The following is an 18,644-nucleotide window of genomic DNA, read 5'->3' on the forward strand; positions in this document are numbered from 1 at the left end:
AACGTTCGCTGCAATTGCGAGCATAAGACCTGAGGCAACAAAAAGCCCGCCGAGAGAGGTCGGCGGGCTTTTCGATAGTTCAAATCGTCGGCAATTAAGCGGCGACAATCGAGCCTTGTTCGTGCGGATCGCGCAGCACGTAGCCACGGCCCCAGACGGTTTCGATATAGTGGTTGCCATCGGCGGCGACGGCCAGCTTCTTGCGCAGCTTGCAGATAAAGACGTCGATGATCTTCAGTTCGGGCTCGTCCATGCCGCCATAGAGGTGGTTAAGGAACATTTCCTTGGTAAGCGTCGTACCCTTGCGGAGCGACAACAGCTCCAGCATTTCGTATTCCTTGCCGGTCAGGTGAACGCGGCTGCCGGCAACTTCGACGGTCTTGGCGTCGAGATTGACGATGATGTCGCCGGTCTTGATGACCGATTGGGCGTGGCCCTTGGAACGGCGGACAACGGCATGGATGCGCGCGATCAGTTCGTCCTTGTGGAAGGGCTTGGTCATATAATCGTCGGCGCCGCCGCCGAGCGTCTTGACCTTGGTGTCGATTTCCGACGTCCCGGAGAGGATCATGACGGGCGTGTTGACCTTGCCGACGCGCAGTTGGCGCAGGACTTCCAGGCCGGACATGTCGGGCAAGCTGAGGTCGAGCAGGATCAGATCGTAATCATAGATCTTGCCCAGGTCGACGCCCTCTTCACCGAGATCGGTCGTATAGACATTAAAGCCTTCCGACTTGAGCATCAGTTCGATGCTCTGAGCGGTCGCGCTGTCGTCTTCAATCAATAGTACGCGCATATAAGCCCCTCCCGGCTTGTGGGTAACGAAGGCGCGGAAGCGACATGCTCCGCCCGTTAACCTTCATGCTAAACAGGAAATCCCTTAAGATTCGTTAAGCTTAACAACTCAATCCAAAAACTTGAGTCTACGGGCCTAAGGTGATTTGCGAATCGCAAGCAAGAGTCGAGAGTCAATGATTCTCTTTATTCACAGGAAAATGACGATGCTTTTTTTCGGGTGAGTCATTTGAATCACACACCCGACCAAAAGAGCACACCCATCTGCCGTGACGCAGGGCATCGGACAGACGCATGACCATGGCCCACCTCCTCCGATGACCCATGATGTGCGACCTGGCTTAGCCCGGCACGATGGTGTGCAGCAAGGCCGCGTAGTGCGGATCGTGCCTTTCCGAGGCGGCCGCGGCATTGACCAGACCGGCGCGCGCCTTGGTCAGGTCGAGCGTGCCCGAATCGATACCCGCCAGGACGGTGGTCAGGTGGCTGTTCAGCGCGGGCAAATCTTTCTGCGCCTCGCCACCGAAGAATTTCGCCAAGGCTTCGCGCGCCTGGTTGGCGTCGAGGACGTTGGTGCGAAACATTTCCAGCACGCGGCCGATATTGATATCGAGACCTTGTTGATCCGAGTCTTTTTTGTTGAAGAACATGTGGCAATCCTCCAGGGGCGGTGGAGGTACTTTATAGCACGCTTCGGCGCCGCCGAATATCCGATGCGACCGCAAATGTGCGTGTTACGTCAGGGGCATAAGGCCGCAGGCCAGGAGATAGTCATAGGTCCCGTCATAATAGGACCGGGGCTTCGTCGCATCTGCATCATCACCTTTCGGCACGAAAATGACCATGCCCTGGCGCGCGCGAGTCAGGATGACGCGATAGGCGTTCTTAAGGTAAAGCCGGCGAAAGCGGTCCTTGACCGACTGCCATTTGGTGCCCTTGAAATTATAGCTGCACCAATCGCCGTGGACATAACGCAGATCAGCATCCCAGCACACGCCGGTCCAATCGAGCTCCAGGCCCTGGACGTCGAATTCGCTGGCGACGTCTTCGAGATAATAGGATGAGCGCACATCGCTGCGGTCATTGAGGAACCAGTTGGGCGGATCGATGCCGGCCTTGACGTGCAGCCCCTCCGGCCGTAACCGCATGGCGCCGGACGACGCCACCAGGCCGTACCGCTCAGTGCCGCGTGCCTTTTCGCGCAGCCAGGATCGCGCCCGGGCCAAATCGCGCGTCAACAAGAGCGGATAGGCCGACAGCCTTCCGTGTGCATCGCGGGCGCTTTCGGCATCGCCGTTCAACAGGTGGGAAATGAAATCCGACAGGGTCTCTGCGCGGAACGAACGCATCGACACCCCAAGATGCAGATCTTCATGCAGGGTCACCTGTTCGGTGGCGATAAAGCTCTTGGCGTCGTGGTTGAGATCGTAATCCGGCTGCTGGATCTGGGCTGAAGCGTGGACATGCCAATGCGGAAAGCGCTGCCTAATCGCCGCCATCCATTCCGACAGTCCTGCCTCGCCGGTATTGATTTCCTGGCCGCCGCCGATCAGGCAGATGACCGTGCACCAATCGTCATGCCGGTCCATGACACTGAGCAGAAATTCCGGCTCGGACATGTCGAAATCTTCGATGCTGCGCTTGGACTGCATGAATTTCGACGCCTGGGCACGCGTCCAGGCGCGCTGGGCCTCGTCGAAGACGACGACGTGTTCGACCGGTGCATCATGCGTGCGGACATATTCATCGCGAAAGACATGGATATTCTGGATAAAGGCGCGAACCTTGCGTTCGACGTTCTGCTTGCTGCCGCCAAGACGTTTGTGCTGGTCACGTGTCAGGGCCTCGCGCAGGACATCGACCAAAGGACCGTTGCCGGACAGGAAGACGGCGTGCTCATCCTGATGGGCTTCGCTACGCTGGGTGGCGATATTCAACCCAGCCAGGGTTTTGCCGGCGCCCGGCACACCGGTGACGAAACAGATAGCCTTGCTGCCGTGCGCCTTGGCGTCTTCGATAACGCCGGCGATAACATCCTGGGTCTTGCCGAGATTGATGGCGTCGGCATCGGAGCGCGTAATATCCTCGACGCCGTGCCGGGCATAAAGTGCCCTCGCCGCTTCGACGATGGTCGGTGTCGGCCGATAACCGCTGGCGGCCCAGGCGACGGCATCGAAGAATGCGGCCTGATGGTGACGCGCGATCATGGCAATGACCGGACCGAGATCGTGGGTCGCCAATTGCAGCGGCTTGGCGACCTGATCCAACGCCAGTTCCAGCTGGACATCCCGGGACGCCGCGACGTGGGTAGCGATCAAGATTGGCACGATCGACAGATGGTGGCTGCCAGCATGGAAGTTCTTCAGGTCGAGCGCATAATCCTCGACCTGCTCGACGGCATGGCGGTCAAACTGCTCGGAACCGACCTTGAACTCGATGACGAAGATACAGTCGCCGATAACCACCACGACATCGGCGCGCTTACCCATACGCGGAATGGCGAACTCGAAATAGACGGTGAAATCCGGCTGCGCGGCCAAGGCATCGCGCATAATCAGGATTTGCCGCAGCCAAGCGCCCTTTTGTTCGATATCGAGCGCGAAATTATGCCGCCGCGCCAATTCACCAAGGATATGGTCGTCCGTATCCCCACGAAACTTCGCGCGGTCGGCGGTGTAATAGGCGCGCATAAATCCCCCGGCCGTCGTTTGTGGAATCTGTCTCCGACGGCGACTAAGCCGGCATGATGCGGCGAAAATCGTTAGCTGTCGAGCACCCGACGCGACGTGTACGCTTGTACACGAGCTAGGGCGCCCGAGCATTGTGAAAACAATGCGTAAAACGCATTGATGGCAGATGACGATTTGCAGACCATCAGGGCGAGCTTAGACTATTGCGGCGCCGCCTGATCGTAGAACACGTCGAGATCCTTGACGAGCGACGTTAAGGCTTCCGGGTTGAGATAGATCATGTGGCCCGACGGATAATATTTGAAGCTGATATTGGCCACGGTCGCCTTGTTCATCGGGATATGGGCGATGTCGTATTCCGTGGCGAAAAACGGCGTCGCCATATCGTAATAGCCATTGACCGACAGCAGTTTCAGATGCGGATTCTGCCGCATGGCGGCGCCCAAATCGACCGCCACATCGGGCTGCTGTTGTTCCCAGCCCTGAGCCGGGTTATGCGTCCAATCCCACTTGAACGCCTTGTCATCATAGGCGCCCAGCCGGTAATCCATATCGGTCTTGTAGCCGAGATCGGTGCTGAGATAGTTGCGCAAAGACGAGACAAAAACGCTGTTGATACCGACGTCCGACGCGTCATAGTCGGGCTCGGCGCCGCCGTCATCGCTGTCGACGCCCATAAACCGCGAGTCGAAGCGGCCGACCGTTTCATGCTGGTCGCGCAGCAATTCCTTCTGGAAGCGGTCGAGATCGATGCGCAGATTGCAGCGGATGATGAAATCGACGCTTAAGCCCGTATATTGGCTGATCTTTTGCGCCACGGCATTGCGTTCTTCGTCGCTGATATTGTGGCCCTTGGCCAGGGCCGCGGCATAGGGCCCGGCGGCGAAATTGCGCACCTCATCGACAAAGGCGCCGAGGTCGGCCGGCTTGTTGGCCAGCTTGTTGTGGTACCAGGCCGTGGCGGCGAAGCTGGGCAGATAGGCAACATAGCCGATGTCGTAGCCAGGCTGTTCGATGCCGTAGTTGAGGATGGACGACAGCAGGATGACGCCATTGAAGTCCATGCCCTGGCCTTGCAGCACATTGACCAGATTGGCCGAACGCGTCGTGCCGTAGCTTTCGCCGAAGAGGAATTTCGGACTGTTCCAGCGGTCATTGAGTGTCACATAACGTTTGATGGCGCGGGCAAAGGCGTCGGCATCCTGATCGACGCCCCAAAATTTGTCGCCCTTGGTGGTACCCAGCGGTCGCGAATAACCGGTGCCGATGGCATCGATAAAGACCAGATCGGTCTTGTCGAGCAGGCTTTCGTCATTGGGGCCGTAGGTATAGGGCGCAGGCCCCGTGGCGTCGGGGCTGCTGGTGGTGACGCGCACCGGACCGAACGAGCCCATATGCAGCCACAGCGACGCCGAACCCGGCCCGCCATTATAGAGGAATGTGACGGGGCGGTGGGTGCCGGGCTTTGCGGTATAGGCGACATAGAAGACGCTCGCGACCGGCTTGCCGTCATCGTCGCGGATGGTCAATGTACCGGCGGTCGCCTTGTAAGCGATCTTCTCGCCCTTAATGGTGACGCTATGGTCGGTGGCCTTGCTCTTTTCGGTCACAGGCGCGGTGGCCGTCGCCTTGGTAATCTGATCGGCGATCGAGTCCTTGTCGTCCTTGTCGTCGTCGCTTTTGACTTCGGTGGTCACCTTGGTCTTGTCGGCGGCGAAGCTGTGGTGCGGCATCACGCCCAGGGCGGCTACGGCCAAGGCCAGAGCGGAAACGGTTTTGCTTAGGCGCACAGGAAGCCCCCCGAAAAGGTATGTTGTAACAGAAACAACAGTCATGCCTGAGCACGCGCCCGAGTCAAGCGCTGTACACGGACGGTTTCTTAATTTTCGGTAATGTGACGGACCATACCCATGGACAAGCGGCCAGCGAATTGGCGGCTGGTGCGATTCGGAGTAGCCGTAGGCATTTCCACGAAAACCGGCACTCCGAATGGGGCGCAGCCGCCTTTTGGCAGACAAGACCGTCACGGAACGGTGCTAACTCAAAACGATCCCGAAGTGGTATTATTTTACCGCCGACAGTCCATCGCTTTTTCATTCGGAGTGTCGATTTTTCGTTGCATACGGCCACAGCCACTCCGATTGACTAATTGCCATAGCCGCGGTTGGCCAGGTCCTGGGCCATACCTGCCATCTGGTCATCGCCGAGTTGAGCGGCCCGGCTGGCATAGCCATAGGCCTTGTTCAGGTCCTGCGGGACACCGTCGGCGCCGTTATAATAGGTTATAGCGAGGTTGGCCAAGGCATCGATCTCGTTGCCGGCACCCGCTTTTTCCCACCAATAAACAGCCGTCGCCGTGTCGGCCGTCGTCCCCCGGCCGGAATTGTAATAGTCGCCGAGTTGGCCCATGGCGGCCGTATTGCCGGCGTTGGCGGCGATGGTAAGAAGGCGGAAGGCTTCATCCGGGTCGGCGGTCAGGCCGTACTTGCCGACACCGAGCGCCGTGGCGTAGGCCATCGTGGCGTAGATATTGCCCTTTTCGGAGGCAGCCTTCATCAGTTGGATACCGCTTTCAGGATCCGCCGGCACGCCTTCACCCAGAATTTCATATCGGCCGAGACCGGTTTCCCCGGCAGCATTGCCAGCGTCGGCGGCGATGCGATAAAGGCGGGCGGCTTCGACAGCATCTTGCGGGACGCCGTCGCCGATTTCGTAGCTGAGCCCGAGATTGGCGGTGGCGACGATGTCGCCTTTGTCTGACGCCTGCTTCAGGTAGACGACGCCGGCGACGGGATCGCGCGCCACACCGTTGCCGGTCATCAACAGCATGCCATAAACGGCCTGGCATTCGGTGTCGCCTTCGTCGGCGCCCTTGCCGAACCAGAAGGCGGATTGCGCAGCGTCCTGCGCAACGCCTGTACCGGTGGCATACATCTCTCCGAGACCGCGGGCCGCTTCAGCATCGCCATTATTGGCGCGCTCGGTGAAGACCGGGATCGGATCCTGATGCTGATAGATAATGTAGGTATAGCTGGCGACGACAGAAGGCGGCGCAGGCGGCGAGTTGTCGGTGGGGGTGGACTGGTTCCACCAGGCGCTTCTCGTCGCCTCGTCCTGGCGATTGTGCATATCCTGGATCATCGAGTTGTAGATGCCGTCGGATTGCGCCTGGATATATTGGTCGTGTTCCCGCGCCTGCGTAGCAGCGGCATAGGGATTACTCTGGGCATGGGCCGCGACGGCGATGGCGCTGATGGATGTCATCAGGCAGGCTGCAAAAATGGATTTAAAATGGATGGACATGGCGGAAGCTCCCCGGCGCGAAATTTCGCCGGAGATTTTGTAACACCGTTCCGCGGTCAGGTAGTGTTACAAGATCCGTCATGTTGCGCGTAGGTTACGATTTCCAGCGCAGATCGAGGGTATGCGGGTAATCCGGATTGCTCTCAGCCGCTGGGACCTTGATCCTTCCGGGCGTATGGGTCGGGGCTTCGAAGCGCGACAAACGCCGGCCTTCCGCTTCATTGGCGTTGAGCGGCAGGGTCTCGTAATTACGCCCGCCCGGATGCATGACATGGTAGCGGCAACCGCCCAGGGAACGCTCCAGCCTTGTGTCGACGACGTCGAAGATCAGCGGCGTATTGATCGGCAGATTGGGATGCAGGCTCGACCACGGATTCCACGCCTTGTACCGCACGCCGGCGACCTGGACATTGCCATCACGGGTAGGCGACAGCGGCAAACGCCGGCCGTTACAGGTGACGACATGCTGCGACGCCACGGCGCCTTTGAGAAGGACCTCCATGCGTTCGACCGAGCTGTCGACGCCACGCGACGTGCCACCAGCCGATGGCTCCTCGCCCATGACCGGCCACGGTTCCAGGGCGTTTTTCAGCTCCAGAGTGACATCGCCGATCTGGACCGTGCCGACCGTCGGGAAGCGGAAATCGAAGAAGGGAATGAACCAGTCGGGACTAAATTTGAAGCCGCTATGTGCCAGATAGGTCAGAACCTCGTTCAGGTCTTCGCGGACAAAATGGCCCAGCATGAAGCGGTCGTGCAGTTGCGTGCCCCAGCGCACCAGCGGCGCCTTATAGGGCTTCTTCCAGAAGGCGGCGACCAGGGCGCGGATCAGCAGGGCCTGGATCAGGTTCATCTGCGGATGCGGGCTCATCTCATAGCCGCGCATTTCGAGCAGGCCCAAACGTCCGCGGTCGCTGTCGGGCGAATAGAGCTTGTCGATGCAGAATTCGGCGCGGTGGGTGTTGCCGCTGAGGTCGACCAGCAGGTTGCGCAACAGGCGGTCGACCAGCCACGGCGCCTTTTCGTCCTCGCCGTCCGGCAGGTTACGCAGCGCGATTTCGAGCTCGTATAGGGCTTCGTGGCGGGCTTCGTCGATGCGCGGCGCCTGGGAGGTTGGCCCGATATAGAGACCGGAGAACAGGTAGCTCAGTGACGGATGGTTTTGCCAGAAGGTGATCATCGAGCCCAGCACGTCGGGGCGCCTGAGGAAGGGCGAGTCGGCCGGCTTGCTGGCGCCCATGACGATATGGTTGCCGCCGCCGGTGCCGATGCGCTTGCCGTCGATCATGAACTTGTCGGCGACCAGGCGGCTTTGCGTCGCCTCGTCATAGACGGTGGTGATGATGGTTTTCAGTTCGTCCCACGACTTGGCCGGCTGGATATTGACCTCGATGACGCCGGGGTCGGGCGTGACCGACATCGACTCGATACGATGATCGCGCGGCGGAGCATAGCCTTCGATAACGACCGGGGTGGCTTGCGTCGCGGCCACTGCCTGGATCGCGTTAATCAGGTCGAAATAGTGCTCGGCATAGGCCAGCGGCGGCAGGAACAGGAACAGCTTGCCGTGGCGGACCTCGGCGCAGATGGCCGAGCGGACCAGGCCGTTCGGATTGTCCTTGGCCTTTAAAGCCTTGGGCGCGGGCTTCGGCTTGCCATAGGCAGCCACCACCGCGGCCGTGTCCGGCAGGACGTCGGTTTCAGCAAACGGCGAGCGCGGCGGGAAGACATGTTCGGCCACCAGCTTCGCATCGACCACCGGCAGGGCACCGAGCGGCAAACGCAAACCGACCGGAGAGTCACCCGGGATCAGCATCATTTTATCCGTGCGGAATTTCCAGGCATTCGACAGCCAGGCATCGTTCTTGGCGGAGAAGGTGAGCGGCAGGACATAGCCGGTCGGCTTGCCGACATTGGCGTCGAGCTTGGCCTGCAGGCGCTTGCGCTCGGTCGCCTCATAGAGATCGGCCTCCAGCATCTCGCCCTCATTGGGGATGCGTTGCTCCTTCCATAGGAGGTAGGGCAGGTCCTCATAAGCCGGCAGGACGAAGGCCTTGCCGACCCCCAACGTGTCGGCGAGTGCGCCCAGGAAGGTTCCGGCGACATCGGCCTTCATCTTAGCTTTTGTTTTGGCCTCGGGGCCTTCCGGGTCGGCCAGCAGGCTTTGATCCAACCACACCGGTTGGCCGTCGACGCGCCAGAACATGTTCATCGCCCAGCGCGGCAGGATTTCGCCGGGATACCATTTCCCTTGCGCGTGTTGCGCCAAAGGCTTGTTGGCAAAGCGCGTCGCCAGGCGCTGGAACAGGTCGAAACCGAGCTTCTTCTTGGCGTCGGATAGCGCCGTGAAATGCCATTCGTCACCCAGCCGGTCGTCGAGCGAGACGAAGGTCGGCTCGCCACCCATGGTCAGGCGGACGTCCTGGGCGACCAGGCGCTGATCGACCTTGCTGCCCAGCGCATCGATCGCCTTCCACTCGGCGTCGCTATAGGGTTTGGTGACGCGGCGCGATTCATAGATGCGCGTCACGCCCATTTCGTGCTCGAAGGTCGATGAGGCTGGCTCGTGCGCCCCGGTGATCGGCGCCGCCGAGGTCGGATTCGGGGCGCAGCACAGCGGGATGTGACCTTCGCCGGTAAACATGCCGGATGTCGGGTCGAGCCCGATCCAGCCGGCGCCCGGGAGATAGACCTCATACCAGGCGTGCAGGTCGGTGACGTCTTCGGAAACACCCGACGGGCCATCGAGCGACTCGAGATCGGCCTTCAACTGGATCGAATAGCCGGAGACGAAGCGCGTCGCCAAACCCTTATGGCGTAGGACCTGACAGGCCAGCCAGGCCATGTCGCGGCATGACCCCTGAAGCAGGTTGAGCGTCTGGGCCGAGGTCTGGATGCCCGGCTCCATGCGCAGGGTATAGCCGAGATCGCTGTTGAGCTTTTGATTGAAGGCGACGAGGAAATCGACAGTCGGTTTGGGCTCGTCCGGGATCGAGGCGACATAGTCGAGCAGGGGCTGGTCGTTTTCCTTGATCTCGAGATAGGGCGCCAGCTCTTCCTGTAGTGCGGCGCTATAGGTGAAGGGAAACTTTTCCGCTGTCGCTTCGAGGAAGAAGTCGAAGGGATTGAAGACGCGGATTTCCAGCACGAGATCGACCGTGACCTTGAACTGGCTGGTCTTTTCCGGGAAGACGACACGGGCCAGCCAATTGCCGAACGGGTCCTGCTGCCAGTTGATGAAGTGGTTGGCCGGCTCGACCTTCAACGCATAGGATTGTACCTGAGCGCGGGTATGCGGCGCCGGCCGTAACCGGATGATCTGCGGTCCCATGCCCACCGCCTTGTCGTAGCGGTAGTCGGACACATGATGCAGCGCAGCCAATATCGTCATTGCAGTCCTCTGTAAGGCTTCGCCCCAGGCGCGGCGTGCCCAAGCTATAAAATCTTTACGGAATCGCTAAAAAAGTGTCATCTGCGGTTAACAAGAGACTAGACAACCGCTTTGTAACAAAGTCTAGTTGCAATGCAACATGGGGATAAGTTTGTTGAGTGCCATATCGAGCGACATCCTGGCTTTCAGCTTCGACGGTTTGAGTTCGCCGTCGATCGATCTGAAGTTCCGCAAGGGGCCGCAAAAGGGCGACCATACCCTGGGCTGGGGCCTGACCTGGTATCCCGGCGATACCAAGGCGGCCATCGTCGCCAAGGACCCGTCCGCCCGCGATACCCAAACCCTGCATGGCGCCATGCACGACTGGGATTCGTTCCGTTCGACCGTCTTCATGTGCAAGGTGCGCGGCGCGGCGTCGGGTTACACCCACCTGGAAACCCAACCGTTCAGCCGCTCCTTTGCCGGCCAGGACTGGGTTTTCATGCATAATGGCAACCTCGACAAGACGGCCATGGCGAAGCTCCATTTCAACAAGTCGATCTTCCTCGAACCGTTGGGCCGCACAGATTCCGAGTTGGCCTTCTGCTTCCTGCTCGGTAAGGTCCAGGACTATGGCGCCCGCGCCCTGTCCGACATCGACCATCAGGTCCTGCTGAGCTGGTTCCTGCAACTGGACGATCTCGGTTCCGCCGACATGGTTATTTCCGACGGCATCACCGTCGCCGCTTTTTATGGCACCCAGTCTGAATCCAAGCTGTTCTACAGCCGGCTGAAGCCGCCGCACGGCGAACACGGCTTCCATTCCGAATCGGCGTCGTTCGCTCTCAACAATCCGCGCGACACCTTCCGCACGGCGCTCGTCTTCTGCTCCGCCCCTTTCAAGCAGGGCGACTGGAAGGCCATGCACAAGGGCCAGTTGGTCATTGCCCGACGCGGCAATATCATCTGGACCAATAAACGCGACGACGACAAGCAGCCGCTCCAGGCCCAGCAGCCCCTGCACGAACAGGACGGTCATCTCCAGGGGGTGGTCGCGCCGCGCACCGCCGTCAAGCCGCGCCCCTTCGCCGACCAGCAGGCCCAGGCCCAGCAACTCAGCATCGTGCAATCCTTGCAGCAGATGAAGAACGTCCAGCACAATATCCTCAATGTGCGCTCGCTGACCCATGCGCCCGACGGCACGCCGCTGACTTTCCGGCTTTATGACGTCACCCACTCGACCGAATACAGCTATGAGAGCGAGGTCGAGCATTCGACCCACATCTTCCGCCTCATGCCGTTGGAAGACGCTGCGCAAGAGGTGACCAACGCCACCTTATCGCTATCGTCCGAAGGCGAAGACATGCGATCGGAAGACGTGTTCGGCAATTCGATCATCCATTACAGCATCATCCGGCCGTACAAAAAACTGACCGTGTCGTGCCGCTCGATGGTCAAGATCTACGGCCGGGCGCCCGACGACCTGGCGCCCGATCGCCGGCAAAGCTTTATTCCGCTCAGCATGATGCCGTGGCAGCGGACCATGATGGAGCCTTACCTGCTGCCACCGGAACTGCCGGAAACCCAGATCAACGAACTGATGATCTATGCCATGAGCTTTGCCGAACGCAACGGTAGGCATCTTCTCGACACGCTGAACGACATCAACCAGACCATCTATCGCGATTACCGTTATGTACCCGGCTCGACGTCCCTGCGCACCACCCCGTTCGAGGTCTATGCCTCGCGCGAAGGCGTGTGCCAGGACTTCGCCAACCTGTTCATCTGCCTGGCGCGCCTTCTGGGCGTGCCGGCGCGCTATCGCATGGGCTATGTCTATACAGGCGCCAAGTACGAGAACAAGATGCAGTCCGACGCCTCCCACGCCTGGGTCGAGATCTACATCCCCTATCTCGGCTGGCGCGGTTTCGATCCGACCAACGGCATTGTGGTGACCCAGGACCATGTCCGTGTCGCCTGCGGCCGCAATTACCTCGACGCAACGCCCACGTCAGGTACGATCTACAGGGGCGGCGGTAAGGAAACGTTGCGGGTTCAGGTCACCATGAACGAGGTCTTTCATTGATCGTGGAAAAGTCCTTCGGCTTCGCCTAAGCGTTCTTTTCACGGCCCGATGATGATGTTTGAAGGATAAAGGATTTGAGTCTCGAAACCTACAAGACCGACGGCTTTTACGACGAGCTGTTCGCCGACAACGGCGTGCCGCATCCTTCTGCCCTGCCCCTGGTCGACCAGCTCGATACGCTGAGCCGGCCGGAACTGCGCCGGCGGCAAAAGCTGGCCGAGGAGATACTCTATCAGTCGGGCAATACCTTCAACGTCTATGGCGATAAGAAGGGCACCGAGAAGATCTTGCCCTTCGACATTATTCCGCGCATGGTTTCGGCGGCCGATTGGGACAAGCTGGAACGCGGGATAAAGCAGCGCATCACGGCGCTCAACCTGTTCATTCAAGACATCTATAACGACCAGAAAATCCTCAAGGACAAGATCATCCCGTCCGAGCTGATCTTCTCGTCGTCGTGCTATCTCAAACCATGCGAAGGCCTGTCGCCGCCCAAGGGCGTGTGGACACATATCTCCGGCACCGATTTCGTCCGCGACGGCGACGGCGAGTTCTACGTCCTCGAAGACAATCTGCGCTGCCCGTCCGGCATTTCCTACGTGCTGGAAAACCGCGCCGTGCTGAAACGCATCCTGCCGGCGGTCTTCCACACCATGAAGGTCCGCCCGGTGTCGGACTATGGCGATCATCTCTACAAGACGCTGAAGCACATCGCCCCGCACGGCAAAGAAGATCCGAACATCATCGTCCTGACCCCGGGCATCTATAATTCGGCCTATTTCGAGCATGCCTATCTGGCGCAGCAAATGGGCGTTCCCTTGGCGCAGGGCTCGGACCTGATCGTCGAGGACGACAAGGTTTATATGCGTACGACGCAAGGGTTGAAGCTGGTCGACGTCATCTATCGCCGCATCGACGACGAATTCATCGATCCGCAGATTTTCCGCAAAGAGTCGTTGCTGGGTGTGCCGGGCATCATGACCGCCTATCGCAAGGGCAATGTCGCCCTGGCCAATGCGCCGGGTACGGGTATCGCCGACGACAAGGCGATCTATGCCTATGTGCCGAAGATCATCAAATACTATCTCGGCGAAGAAGCGATCTCCCACAATGTGCCGACCTATATCTGCGAGGATGACAAGGAACGCGGATACGTCCTCGACAATCTCGACAAGCTGGTGGTCAAGGCAGTCAACCTGTCGGGCGGTTATGGTATGCTTATTGGCCCCAAGAGCACAAAAGCCGAGCAGAAGGAATTCGCCGCCCTGATCAAGGCGAAACCGCGTGAATATATCGCTCAGCCGACACTTTCGCTGTCGCGTTGTCCGACTCTGATCGGCAACGGGATTGAGGGCCGCCACGTCGATTTCCGCCCTTATTCGCTGTACGGCGAAGAGATATTCACCCTGCCGGGCGGGCTGACACGCGTCGCCATCAAAAAGGGTTCGCTGGTCGTCAACTCGTCCCAGGGTGGCGGCTCGAAGGATACCTGGGTGCTGGAGGACGAAGCGTGAGTTCGCAGAGTCCGGAGCATTGTCAAACGTCTTCCCCTTCTCCCCTTTCAAGGGGAGAAGGTGGCGCAACGCGCCGGGTGAGGGGTCTTCTTATCGCGGCTTTTACCCCTCACCCCAACCCTCTCCCCTTGAAAGGGGAGAGGGGGCCTAATTACAACGCAATCTGCGGTGCTTCCCCATGCTGAGCCGTGTCGCCAACTCCATCTACTGGATGGCCCGTTACCTCGAACGCGCCGATTGCGTCGCACGCTTTATCGACGTCAATACCCATCTGATGCTCGACCTGTCGCTGGATCAGTATTCGGCGCAATGGTACCCACTGGTCGCTACCTCCGGCGACGACGAGCAATTCACCAAGCGCTACAAGGTTGCCGACGAACGCGCCGTGGTCAAATTCATGACCTTCGACCCGTCCAACCCCAATTCGATTCTGCAATGTATCTTCCGCGCCCGCGAAAACGCCCGTACAGTGCGTGAAGTCATTCCCGTTGAAATGTGGGAAAAGATCAACGAACTCTATCACCTGACGCTCAGCCAGAGCCGCAAGCGCTCGGTCGCCGATCTCCAGGACTATTACAAGGAAGTCCGCCAGTCGGGCCATCTGTTTACCGGCCTGATGCACAACACGATGAGCCGCTACCAGGGCTGGCAGTTCGCCCATCTCGGCCAGATGCTGGAACGCGCCGACAAGACGGCGCGCCTGCTCGACGTCAAATATTTCCTCTTGCTGCCGCGCGGCGACGAACTCGATTCGGCGTACGACGCCGTGCAATGGGGCGCCGTGCTCAAATCGGTCAATGCGCTGGAAATGTACCGCCAGCAGTTTCACACCATCAATTACAAGGATGTGACCCAGTTCCTGCTGTTTTCGAAGGCCTTCCCGCGTAGTGTCGTGTTCTGCCTCGAAGACGCCGCGGCGGCATTGAAGTCGATCACCGTGGATGTCGACCGGCCGGACCTGGCGTCGAAAGAAATGGCGACCCTATGCAAGTCGATTCACGGCTCGGACGCCAGCCATATCATCTCGGCGGGCCTGCATGAGTTCATCGATATCTTCCAGGCCAATCTCAACCTGGTCGACGATGCGATCTATGAGTCGTTTTTCAAGGTTTGACTTCGCCGCGGGTTACAAATTCCGTAAGCCGGCAAAACCTCTTTGACACCGGTTCGCCAACGGCCGACAAAGCTGCAAACCGGAGACGATCATGCGCGCCCTCGCACTGACGGCAATTCTTGCCCTCGCCGCCACAACCGTCCAAGCCGACCCGCATGCCGCCGACTATCACGAGCTCATCCTCAACCTGCCCGACGGCGCGCAGATGAGCCAGGCGTTCCGCAAGACCACATCGGTCGACAAGAACGGCGTCGTCCAGTCGAGCACAGTGACCAGCACCTATCTCAACACGGTTGAGCCCACCATGAGCGGCTATGATGTCGTCAAGAAGCAAACCGCCTTTGCCATCACGGTCGGCGGCGCCGAAGCCGCCCCGCAGTCCGACCAGGATCGCCTCAGCACCGTTATCGCCAAGGCCGCGACGATCGGCGAGGTGTCTTTCGCCGCCGACGGCTCCTTGTCGCCGCTCGAGATCAAAAACTGGGATCAGGTCAAGGCGAAGGCCTCCGCCGCGCTGAGCACCGCATTGGGGCCGCAAAGCGAAACCGTCTTCAACGGCATCTATGGCCTGTTCGACGCCCAGACTGCCGCCGGCGCCTTCATGAAGGAAGACGTCTTTCTCGCCATTCCGCACAATACCGGCCTGACGCTCAACCAACCCATCACCACCAACAGCGAACAGGCCGCACCGCTGGGCGGCGGCACCTTGAAGTTCGTCACCACCCTGACCCTGACGCGTTGGGACGATGCGGCCCACGAAGCCGAGCTCGACTATAATAGTGCGCCGGAAGCCGCCTCGCTGCACGACTATCTGCAATCGGCCATGCCCGCCGTGCTCAAGGCCGGCGGGGTCACCGACGACGGCACCATCCGGGCCATGGTGGCGCAGATGACGATCGAGAAAAGCACGTCATGCCACTACCTCGCCGATACGCAAACCGGCCTGGTCAAAAAGGCCGACTGCACCGTCAAGGCCGGCGTATCAACCATGGGCCAAAGCCAGATCACCACCGAAACCTACGGTTTGAGCGAAGCTCTAGTTTCAGAATAAGGTGATCCGGATAACACGTCGCGTCGGACCGACGTCTTGAAGTCCGGCAAGGCGCCTATCATAATACTTGTTACATTTTATAGAATTCAGTCCTATATGTTCAGCGTTGAAACGGCGCACCTTGAACATGCCAATGGCTTAGCATAAACGGGGTCGACGCAGGCCGGAGGGAGACCGGACTGATTCAACGATAATAAAAGCCCGCGTGGCGTACGACGGGCCGACGCTGACGACTGACCCCGGAGGGGTATGAATGGCTGCTGATGAACGTATGACCGGAACCCGGTCGGAACCCCGCGTACATGCGCTCGGTGACTCGCTGTCCGGGACCAATCTCGAGCGCGCCGGCGACCATAATCAACGCGTCACCTTGCAGGCTGTGCGCGCCGCTGGCTCTCCCATCACCCGTGCCGACATCGCCGACCTGACCGGGCTGACGGCGCCGGCGATCGCCAATATTACCAAGCGCCTGCTCAATGAAGGCATGATCCTGAAGGCCGGCCGACAATTGGGCGGCCGCGGCCAACCGGCGACCAAGCTGGTCGTCAACCCCGATGGCGCCTTTTCCATTGGGCTGAACATCGACCGCGACCACATCGCCATCGTCGCGCTCGACTTCATCGGCAATGTCCGTGCCCGGGTCTGCCGCGAAATTCACTTTGCCATGCCCGAAGATGTCGTCGCCTTTTTCAAGGCGCAGGTCGACAAGATCGTCGCCGACAAGACGATCAACCTCGAACGCCTGTGCGGCATCGGCATCGCCATCCCCGACGACCTCGGCCGTGTGCCGGTCGCCAACCGCCCGGAAGCCTACACAATCTGGTCGCATATCGATGTCGCCAGCTTGTTTGCCGAGGTACTGCCCGTGCCGGTCTATGTCGAAAACGACGCAGCCGCGGCCTCGATCGGTGAAATGCAATTCGGCCACGGCCTGCAAAATCGCAGTTTTATCTATACCATCATCAGCGCCGGCCTGGGCGGCGGGCTGGTCATCGACGGCCACTATTACCGCGGCGCCGACGGCCGGTCCGGTGAAATCGGCTTCTTGCCGGTCAAGGACGAAAGCGGCCAGGCCCAGACCCTTGAAGACATGGTGTCGCTATATGCGCTCTATGATTACCTGCGTAAGGCAGGCTTTGAAGTATCGACGCCCGAGGACCTGGAATCGTTGAGCGAAGCCGGTCTGGCGCGTGTCGACGCCTGGCTCGACCGTGCCGCCGATCACCTGTTCGAACCGTTCCTGGTCATGAGTTGCGCCATCAATCCGGAAGCCCATTTCATCGGCGGCCGGTTGCCGGCGGCGTTTATCGAGCAGTTGTGCACCCGGCTGAACAAGAAGATGGAACCGTTCGGCGACCGCATCAAGAAGATTGCCCTGGTTAAACGCGCCGACCTGGCCGTCGATGCGGCGGCGCGGGGGGCGGGAATCCTGCCGTTCAACGATCGCTTCCTGCCGATCCGCGAAGCCTTGATGAAAACGAATTAGGCTACCACTTCAGCAGCTTGCCGCCCACAAGCGCCGCGAAACCGGTAAATACAGCCACCGCCAGCCCATAGACTGCGACGATGTAGACCGGCGCGTCCATGTTACAGTGCAGGGCATAGGCCGCCGCCATCAGCGACGCCGTCGTAAGCCCGCTCATGGCACCCAGTGTCACGGGATGCGACGTCGCCGTCTTGCGCAACCACAATCGCCACAACACGATCAGTCCGGCCATGCCACCGCACAGGATCGTCGTGAAACACACCGTCACACCACCGTTCAGGCGATTGCCGATATCTTCCCAACCGAAGACCATGATCTCGGAAATCAGATTGCCGAACGTAATGCCGCCGAGCACCAAAACCGGCAGCAGATAACGCAGCTTCATCCGCCCTTGCGGCCGCGCCAGGCCCGACACCGCCCACAGGCCACTGACACCCAGGGCCAAAAACAGCAAAGGCTTGGCGATCGCCACCGGGCTGGCCGGCCAGGTTCCATGCATGACCAGATTATGGAGTTCTGCACGTGGATGATAGATGAACCAGATATAGAGGCCGGCCAGGACCAGACCGATGCCGGCGCCAATCCACAACGGCCACATGCGCAATGGCTTGACCGGCTTCAAATCCTTGCTCAGGTCGTCGAGAAGCGCGTCACTCATCGACAGCTCCTTTCACGCCGACGAGGGCCTGGAGCTTCTTCAGTCCGCGGTGAACGATGACCTTGACCGAAGATGTGCTCTTGCCGGTCGCCGCGGCGGTTTCCTCGACGCTCAGTTCGTTCAGCTTGTGCAGACGGATGACCTGCGCCTGATCCTTGGGTAATTGGCTCAACAGGACGGCCACATCTCGCGCGGCCAGTTCCGGCTCAAGCCCGTCTTCCAGACCCAGGTCCTCATTGAGCTCGACATGGACGTGACGGCCGGTTTTGCGGACATAATCGATCAACTTATGGCGCGCCACCGCGCTGATCCATGGCATGAAGGGCGAAGCCGGATCGTAGGTGTGGCGCTTTTCGTGTAAACTCAACAGGGTCATTTGTACAAGATCTTCGCCATCGCTGCCGCGCAGCCGGCGTCTGAAATAGGAAACAAGCCACGGCCGCAACGCACCGAGCAGGGTGCGATAGGCTTGCACATCGCCATTTTGGGCGGCACGCATCCAGGTCTGCCAGTCATCTGAATTATACGTCGCCATGGCGCGAAAGGTTACATCCTGGAAGGCTTGGCCGAAGATCTT

The 18,644-nt window shown here is 59.8% G+C and carries 13 protein-coding genes; 5 read left to right on the forward strand and 8 right to left on the reverse strand.

Features of this window, described 5'->3' with window-relative positions; genetic code table 11:
* Positions 1 to 94: 94 nt before the first annotated feature.
* From ctrA to AC1DX3_RS18160, 6 genes are all read right to left on the reverse strand, one after another.
* Positions 95 to 796 (reverse strand): response regulator transcription factor CtrA, encoded by a 702-nt coding sequence (ctrA, locus tag AC1DX3_RS18135; RefSeq protein WP_476990736.1) that lies wholly within the window; start codon positions 794 to 796, stop codon positions 95 to 97.
* A gap of 340 nt (positions 797 to 1,136) precedes the next feature.
* Positions 1,137 to 1,445 carry a hypothetical protein gene (locus AC1DX3_RS18140; protein ID WP_476990737.1) on the reverse strand — a complete coding sequence of 103 codons (309 nt, stop codon included), beginning with the start codon at positions 1,443 to 1,445 and terminating at the stop codon, positions 1,137 to 1,139.
* Between the two features lie 84 nt (positions 1,446 to 1,529).
* Positions 1,530 to 3,485, reverse strand: a complete 1,956-nt coding sequence (locus AC1DX3_RS18145; protein WP_476990738.1) for a DUF2075 domain-containing protein — start codon at positions 3,483 to 3,485, stop codon at positions 1,530 to 1,532.
* Between the two features lie 200 nt (positions 3,486 to 3,685).
* Complete coding sequence (locus tag AC1DX3_RS18150; RefSeq protein ID WP_476990739.1) at positions 3,686 to 5,275, reverse strand: S10 family peptidase; 1,590 nt, start codon at positions 5,273 to 5,275, stop codon at positions 3,686 to 3,688.
* 355 nt (positions 5,276 to 5,630) lie between these two features.
* Positions 5,631 to 6,788 carry a tetratricopeptide repeat protein gene (locus AC1DX3_RS18155; protein ID WP_476990740.1) on the reverse strand — a complete coding sequence of 386 codons (1,158 nt, stop codon included), beginning with the start codon at positions 6,786 to 6,788 and terminating at the stop codon, positions 5,631 to 5,633.
* 94 nt (positions 6,789 to 6,882) lie between these two features.
* The gene (locus tag AC1DX3_RS18160) at positions 6,883 to 10,179 is read right to left on the reverse strand and encodes a transglutaminase family protein (RefSeq protein WP_476990741.1); all 3,297 of its coding nucleotides are present in this window, start codon (positions 10,177 to 10,179) and stop codon (positions 6,883 to 6,885) included.
* Positions 10,180 to 10,333: 154 nt separating this feature from the next.
* Here AC1DX3_RS18160 and AC1DX3_RS18165 point away from each other — a divergent pair, with 154 nt between their 5' ends.
* The 5 genes from AC1DX3_RS18165 (at position 10,334) to AC1DX3_RS18185 (ending at position 17,409) form a co-directional block, all read left to right on the forward strand.
* Positions 10,334 to 12,244, forward strand: a complete 1,911-nt coding sequence (locus AC1DX3_RS18165) for a class II glutamine amidotransferase (protein WP_476990742.1) — start codon at positions 10,334 to 10,336, stop codon at positions 12,242 to 12,244.
* Between the two features lie 74 nt (positions 12,245 to 12,318).
* Positions 12,319 to 13,758, forward strand: a complete 1,440-nt coding sequence (locus tag AC1DX3_RS18170) for a circularly permuted type 2 ATP-grasp protein (protein ID WP_476990743.1) — start codon at positions 12,319 to 12,321, stop codon at positions 13,756 to 13,758.
* Between the two features lie 178 nt (positions 13,759 to 13,936).
* Complete coding sequence (locus AC1DX3_RS18175; protein ID WP_476990744.1) at positions 13,937 to 14,872, forward strand: alpha-E domain-containing protein; 936 nt, start codon at positions 13,937 to 13,939, stop codon at positions 14,870 to 14,872.
* Positions 14,873 to 14,963: 91 nt separating this feature from the next.
* Positions 14,964 to 15,923, forward strand: coding sequence for a hypothetical protein (locus tag AC1DX3_RS18180; RefSeq protein WP_476990745.1), 960 nt, complete (start codon positions 14,964 to 14,966; stop codon positions 15,921 to 15,923).
* Positions 15,924 to 16,176: 253 nt separating this feature from the next.
* A complete protein-coding gene (locus AC1DX3_RS18185) occupies positions 16,177 to 17,409 on the forward strand; it encodes an ROK family transcriptional regulator (protein WP_476990746.1) in 1,233 nt (410 codons plus the stop codon).
* 1 nt (position 17,410) lies between these two features.
* Here the strand turns inward: AC1DX3_RS18185 and AC1DX3_RS18190 are convergent, their stop codons facing one another.
* Positions 17,411 to 18,067 (reverse strand): NrsF family protein, encoded by a 657-nt coding sequence (locus AC1DX3_RS18190; RefSeq protein ID WP_476990747.1) that lies wholly within the window; start codon positions 18,065 to 18,067, stop codon positions 17,411 to 17,413.
* On the reverse strand, positions 18,060 to 18,602 hold the full coding sequence (locus AC1DX3_RS18195; protein ID WP_476990748.1) for a sigma-70 family RNA polymerase sigma factor: 543 nt from the start codon (positions 18,600 to 18,602) through the stop codon (positions 18,060 to 18,062). Before AC1DX3_RS18195 ends, AC1DX3_RS18190 begins: the two co-directional genes overlap by 8 nt.
* Between the last annotated feature and the right edge of the window lie 42 nt (positions 18,603 to 18,644).

Source organism: Asticcacaulis sp. P2_B1 (assembly GCF_056404915.1).

Coding starts and splice junctions, on each gene's coding strand:
- ctrA (WP_476990736.1), bottom strand. CDS start 796: ATGCGCGTACTATTGATTGAAGACGACAGCGCGACCGCTCAGAGCATC.
- AC1DX3_RS18140 (WP_476990737.1), bottom strand. CDS start 1,445: ATGTTCTTCAACAAAAAAGACTCGGATCAACAAGGTCTCGATATCAAT.
- AC1DX3_RS18145 (WP_476990738.1), bottom strand. CDS start 3,485: ATGCGCGCCTATTACACCGCCGACCGCGCGAAGTTTCGTGGGGATACG.
- AC1DX3_RS18155 (WP_476990740.1), bottom strand. CDS start 6,788: ATGTCCATCCATTTTAAATCCATTTTTGCAGCCTGCCTGATGACATCC.
- AC1DX3_RS18160 (WP_476990741.1), bottom strand. CDS start 10,179: ATGACGATATTGGCTGCGCTGCATCATGTGTCCGACTACCGCTACGAC.
- AC1DX3_RS18175 (WP_476990744.1), top strand. CDS start 13,937: ATGCTGAGCCGTGTCGCCAACTCCATCTACTGGATGGCCCGTTACCTC.
- AC1DX3_RS18180 (WP_476990745.1), top strand. CDS start 14,964: ATGCGCGCCCTCGCACTGACGGCAATTCTTGCCCTCGCCGCCACAACC.
- AC1DX3_RS18185 (WP_476990746.1), top strand. CDS start 16,177: ATGGCTGCTGATGAACGTATGACCGGAACCCGGTCGGAACCCCGCGTA.
- AC1DX3_RS18190 (WP_476990747.1), bottom strand. CDS start 18,067: ATGAGTGACGCGCTTCTCGACGACCTGAGCAAGGATTTGAAGCCGGTC.
- AC1DX3_RS18195 (WP_476990748.1), bottom strand. CDS start 18,602: ATGGCGACGTATAATTCAGATGACTGGCAGACCTGGATGCGTGCCGCC.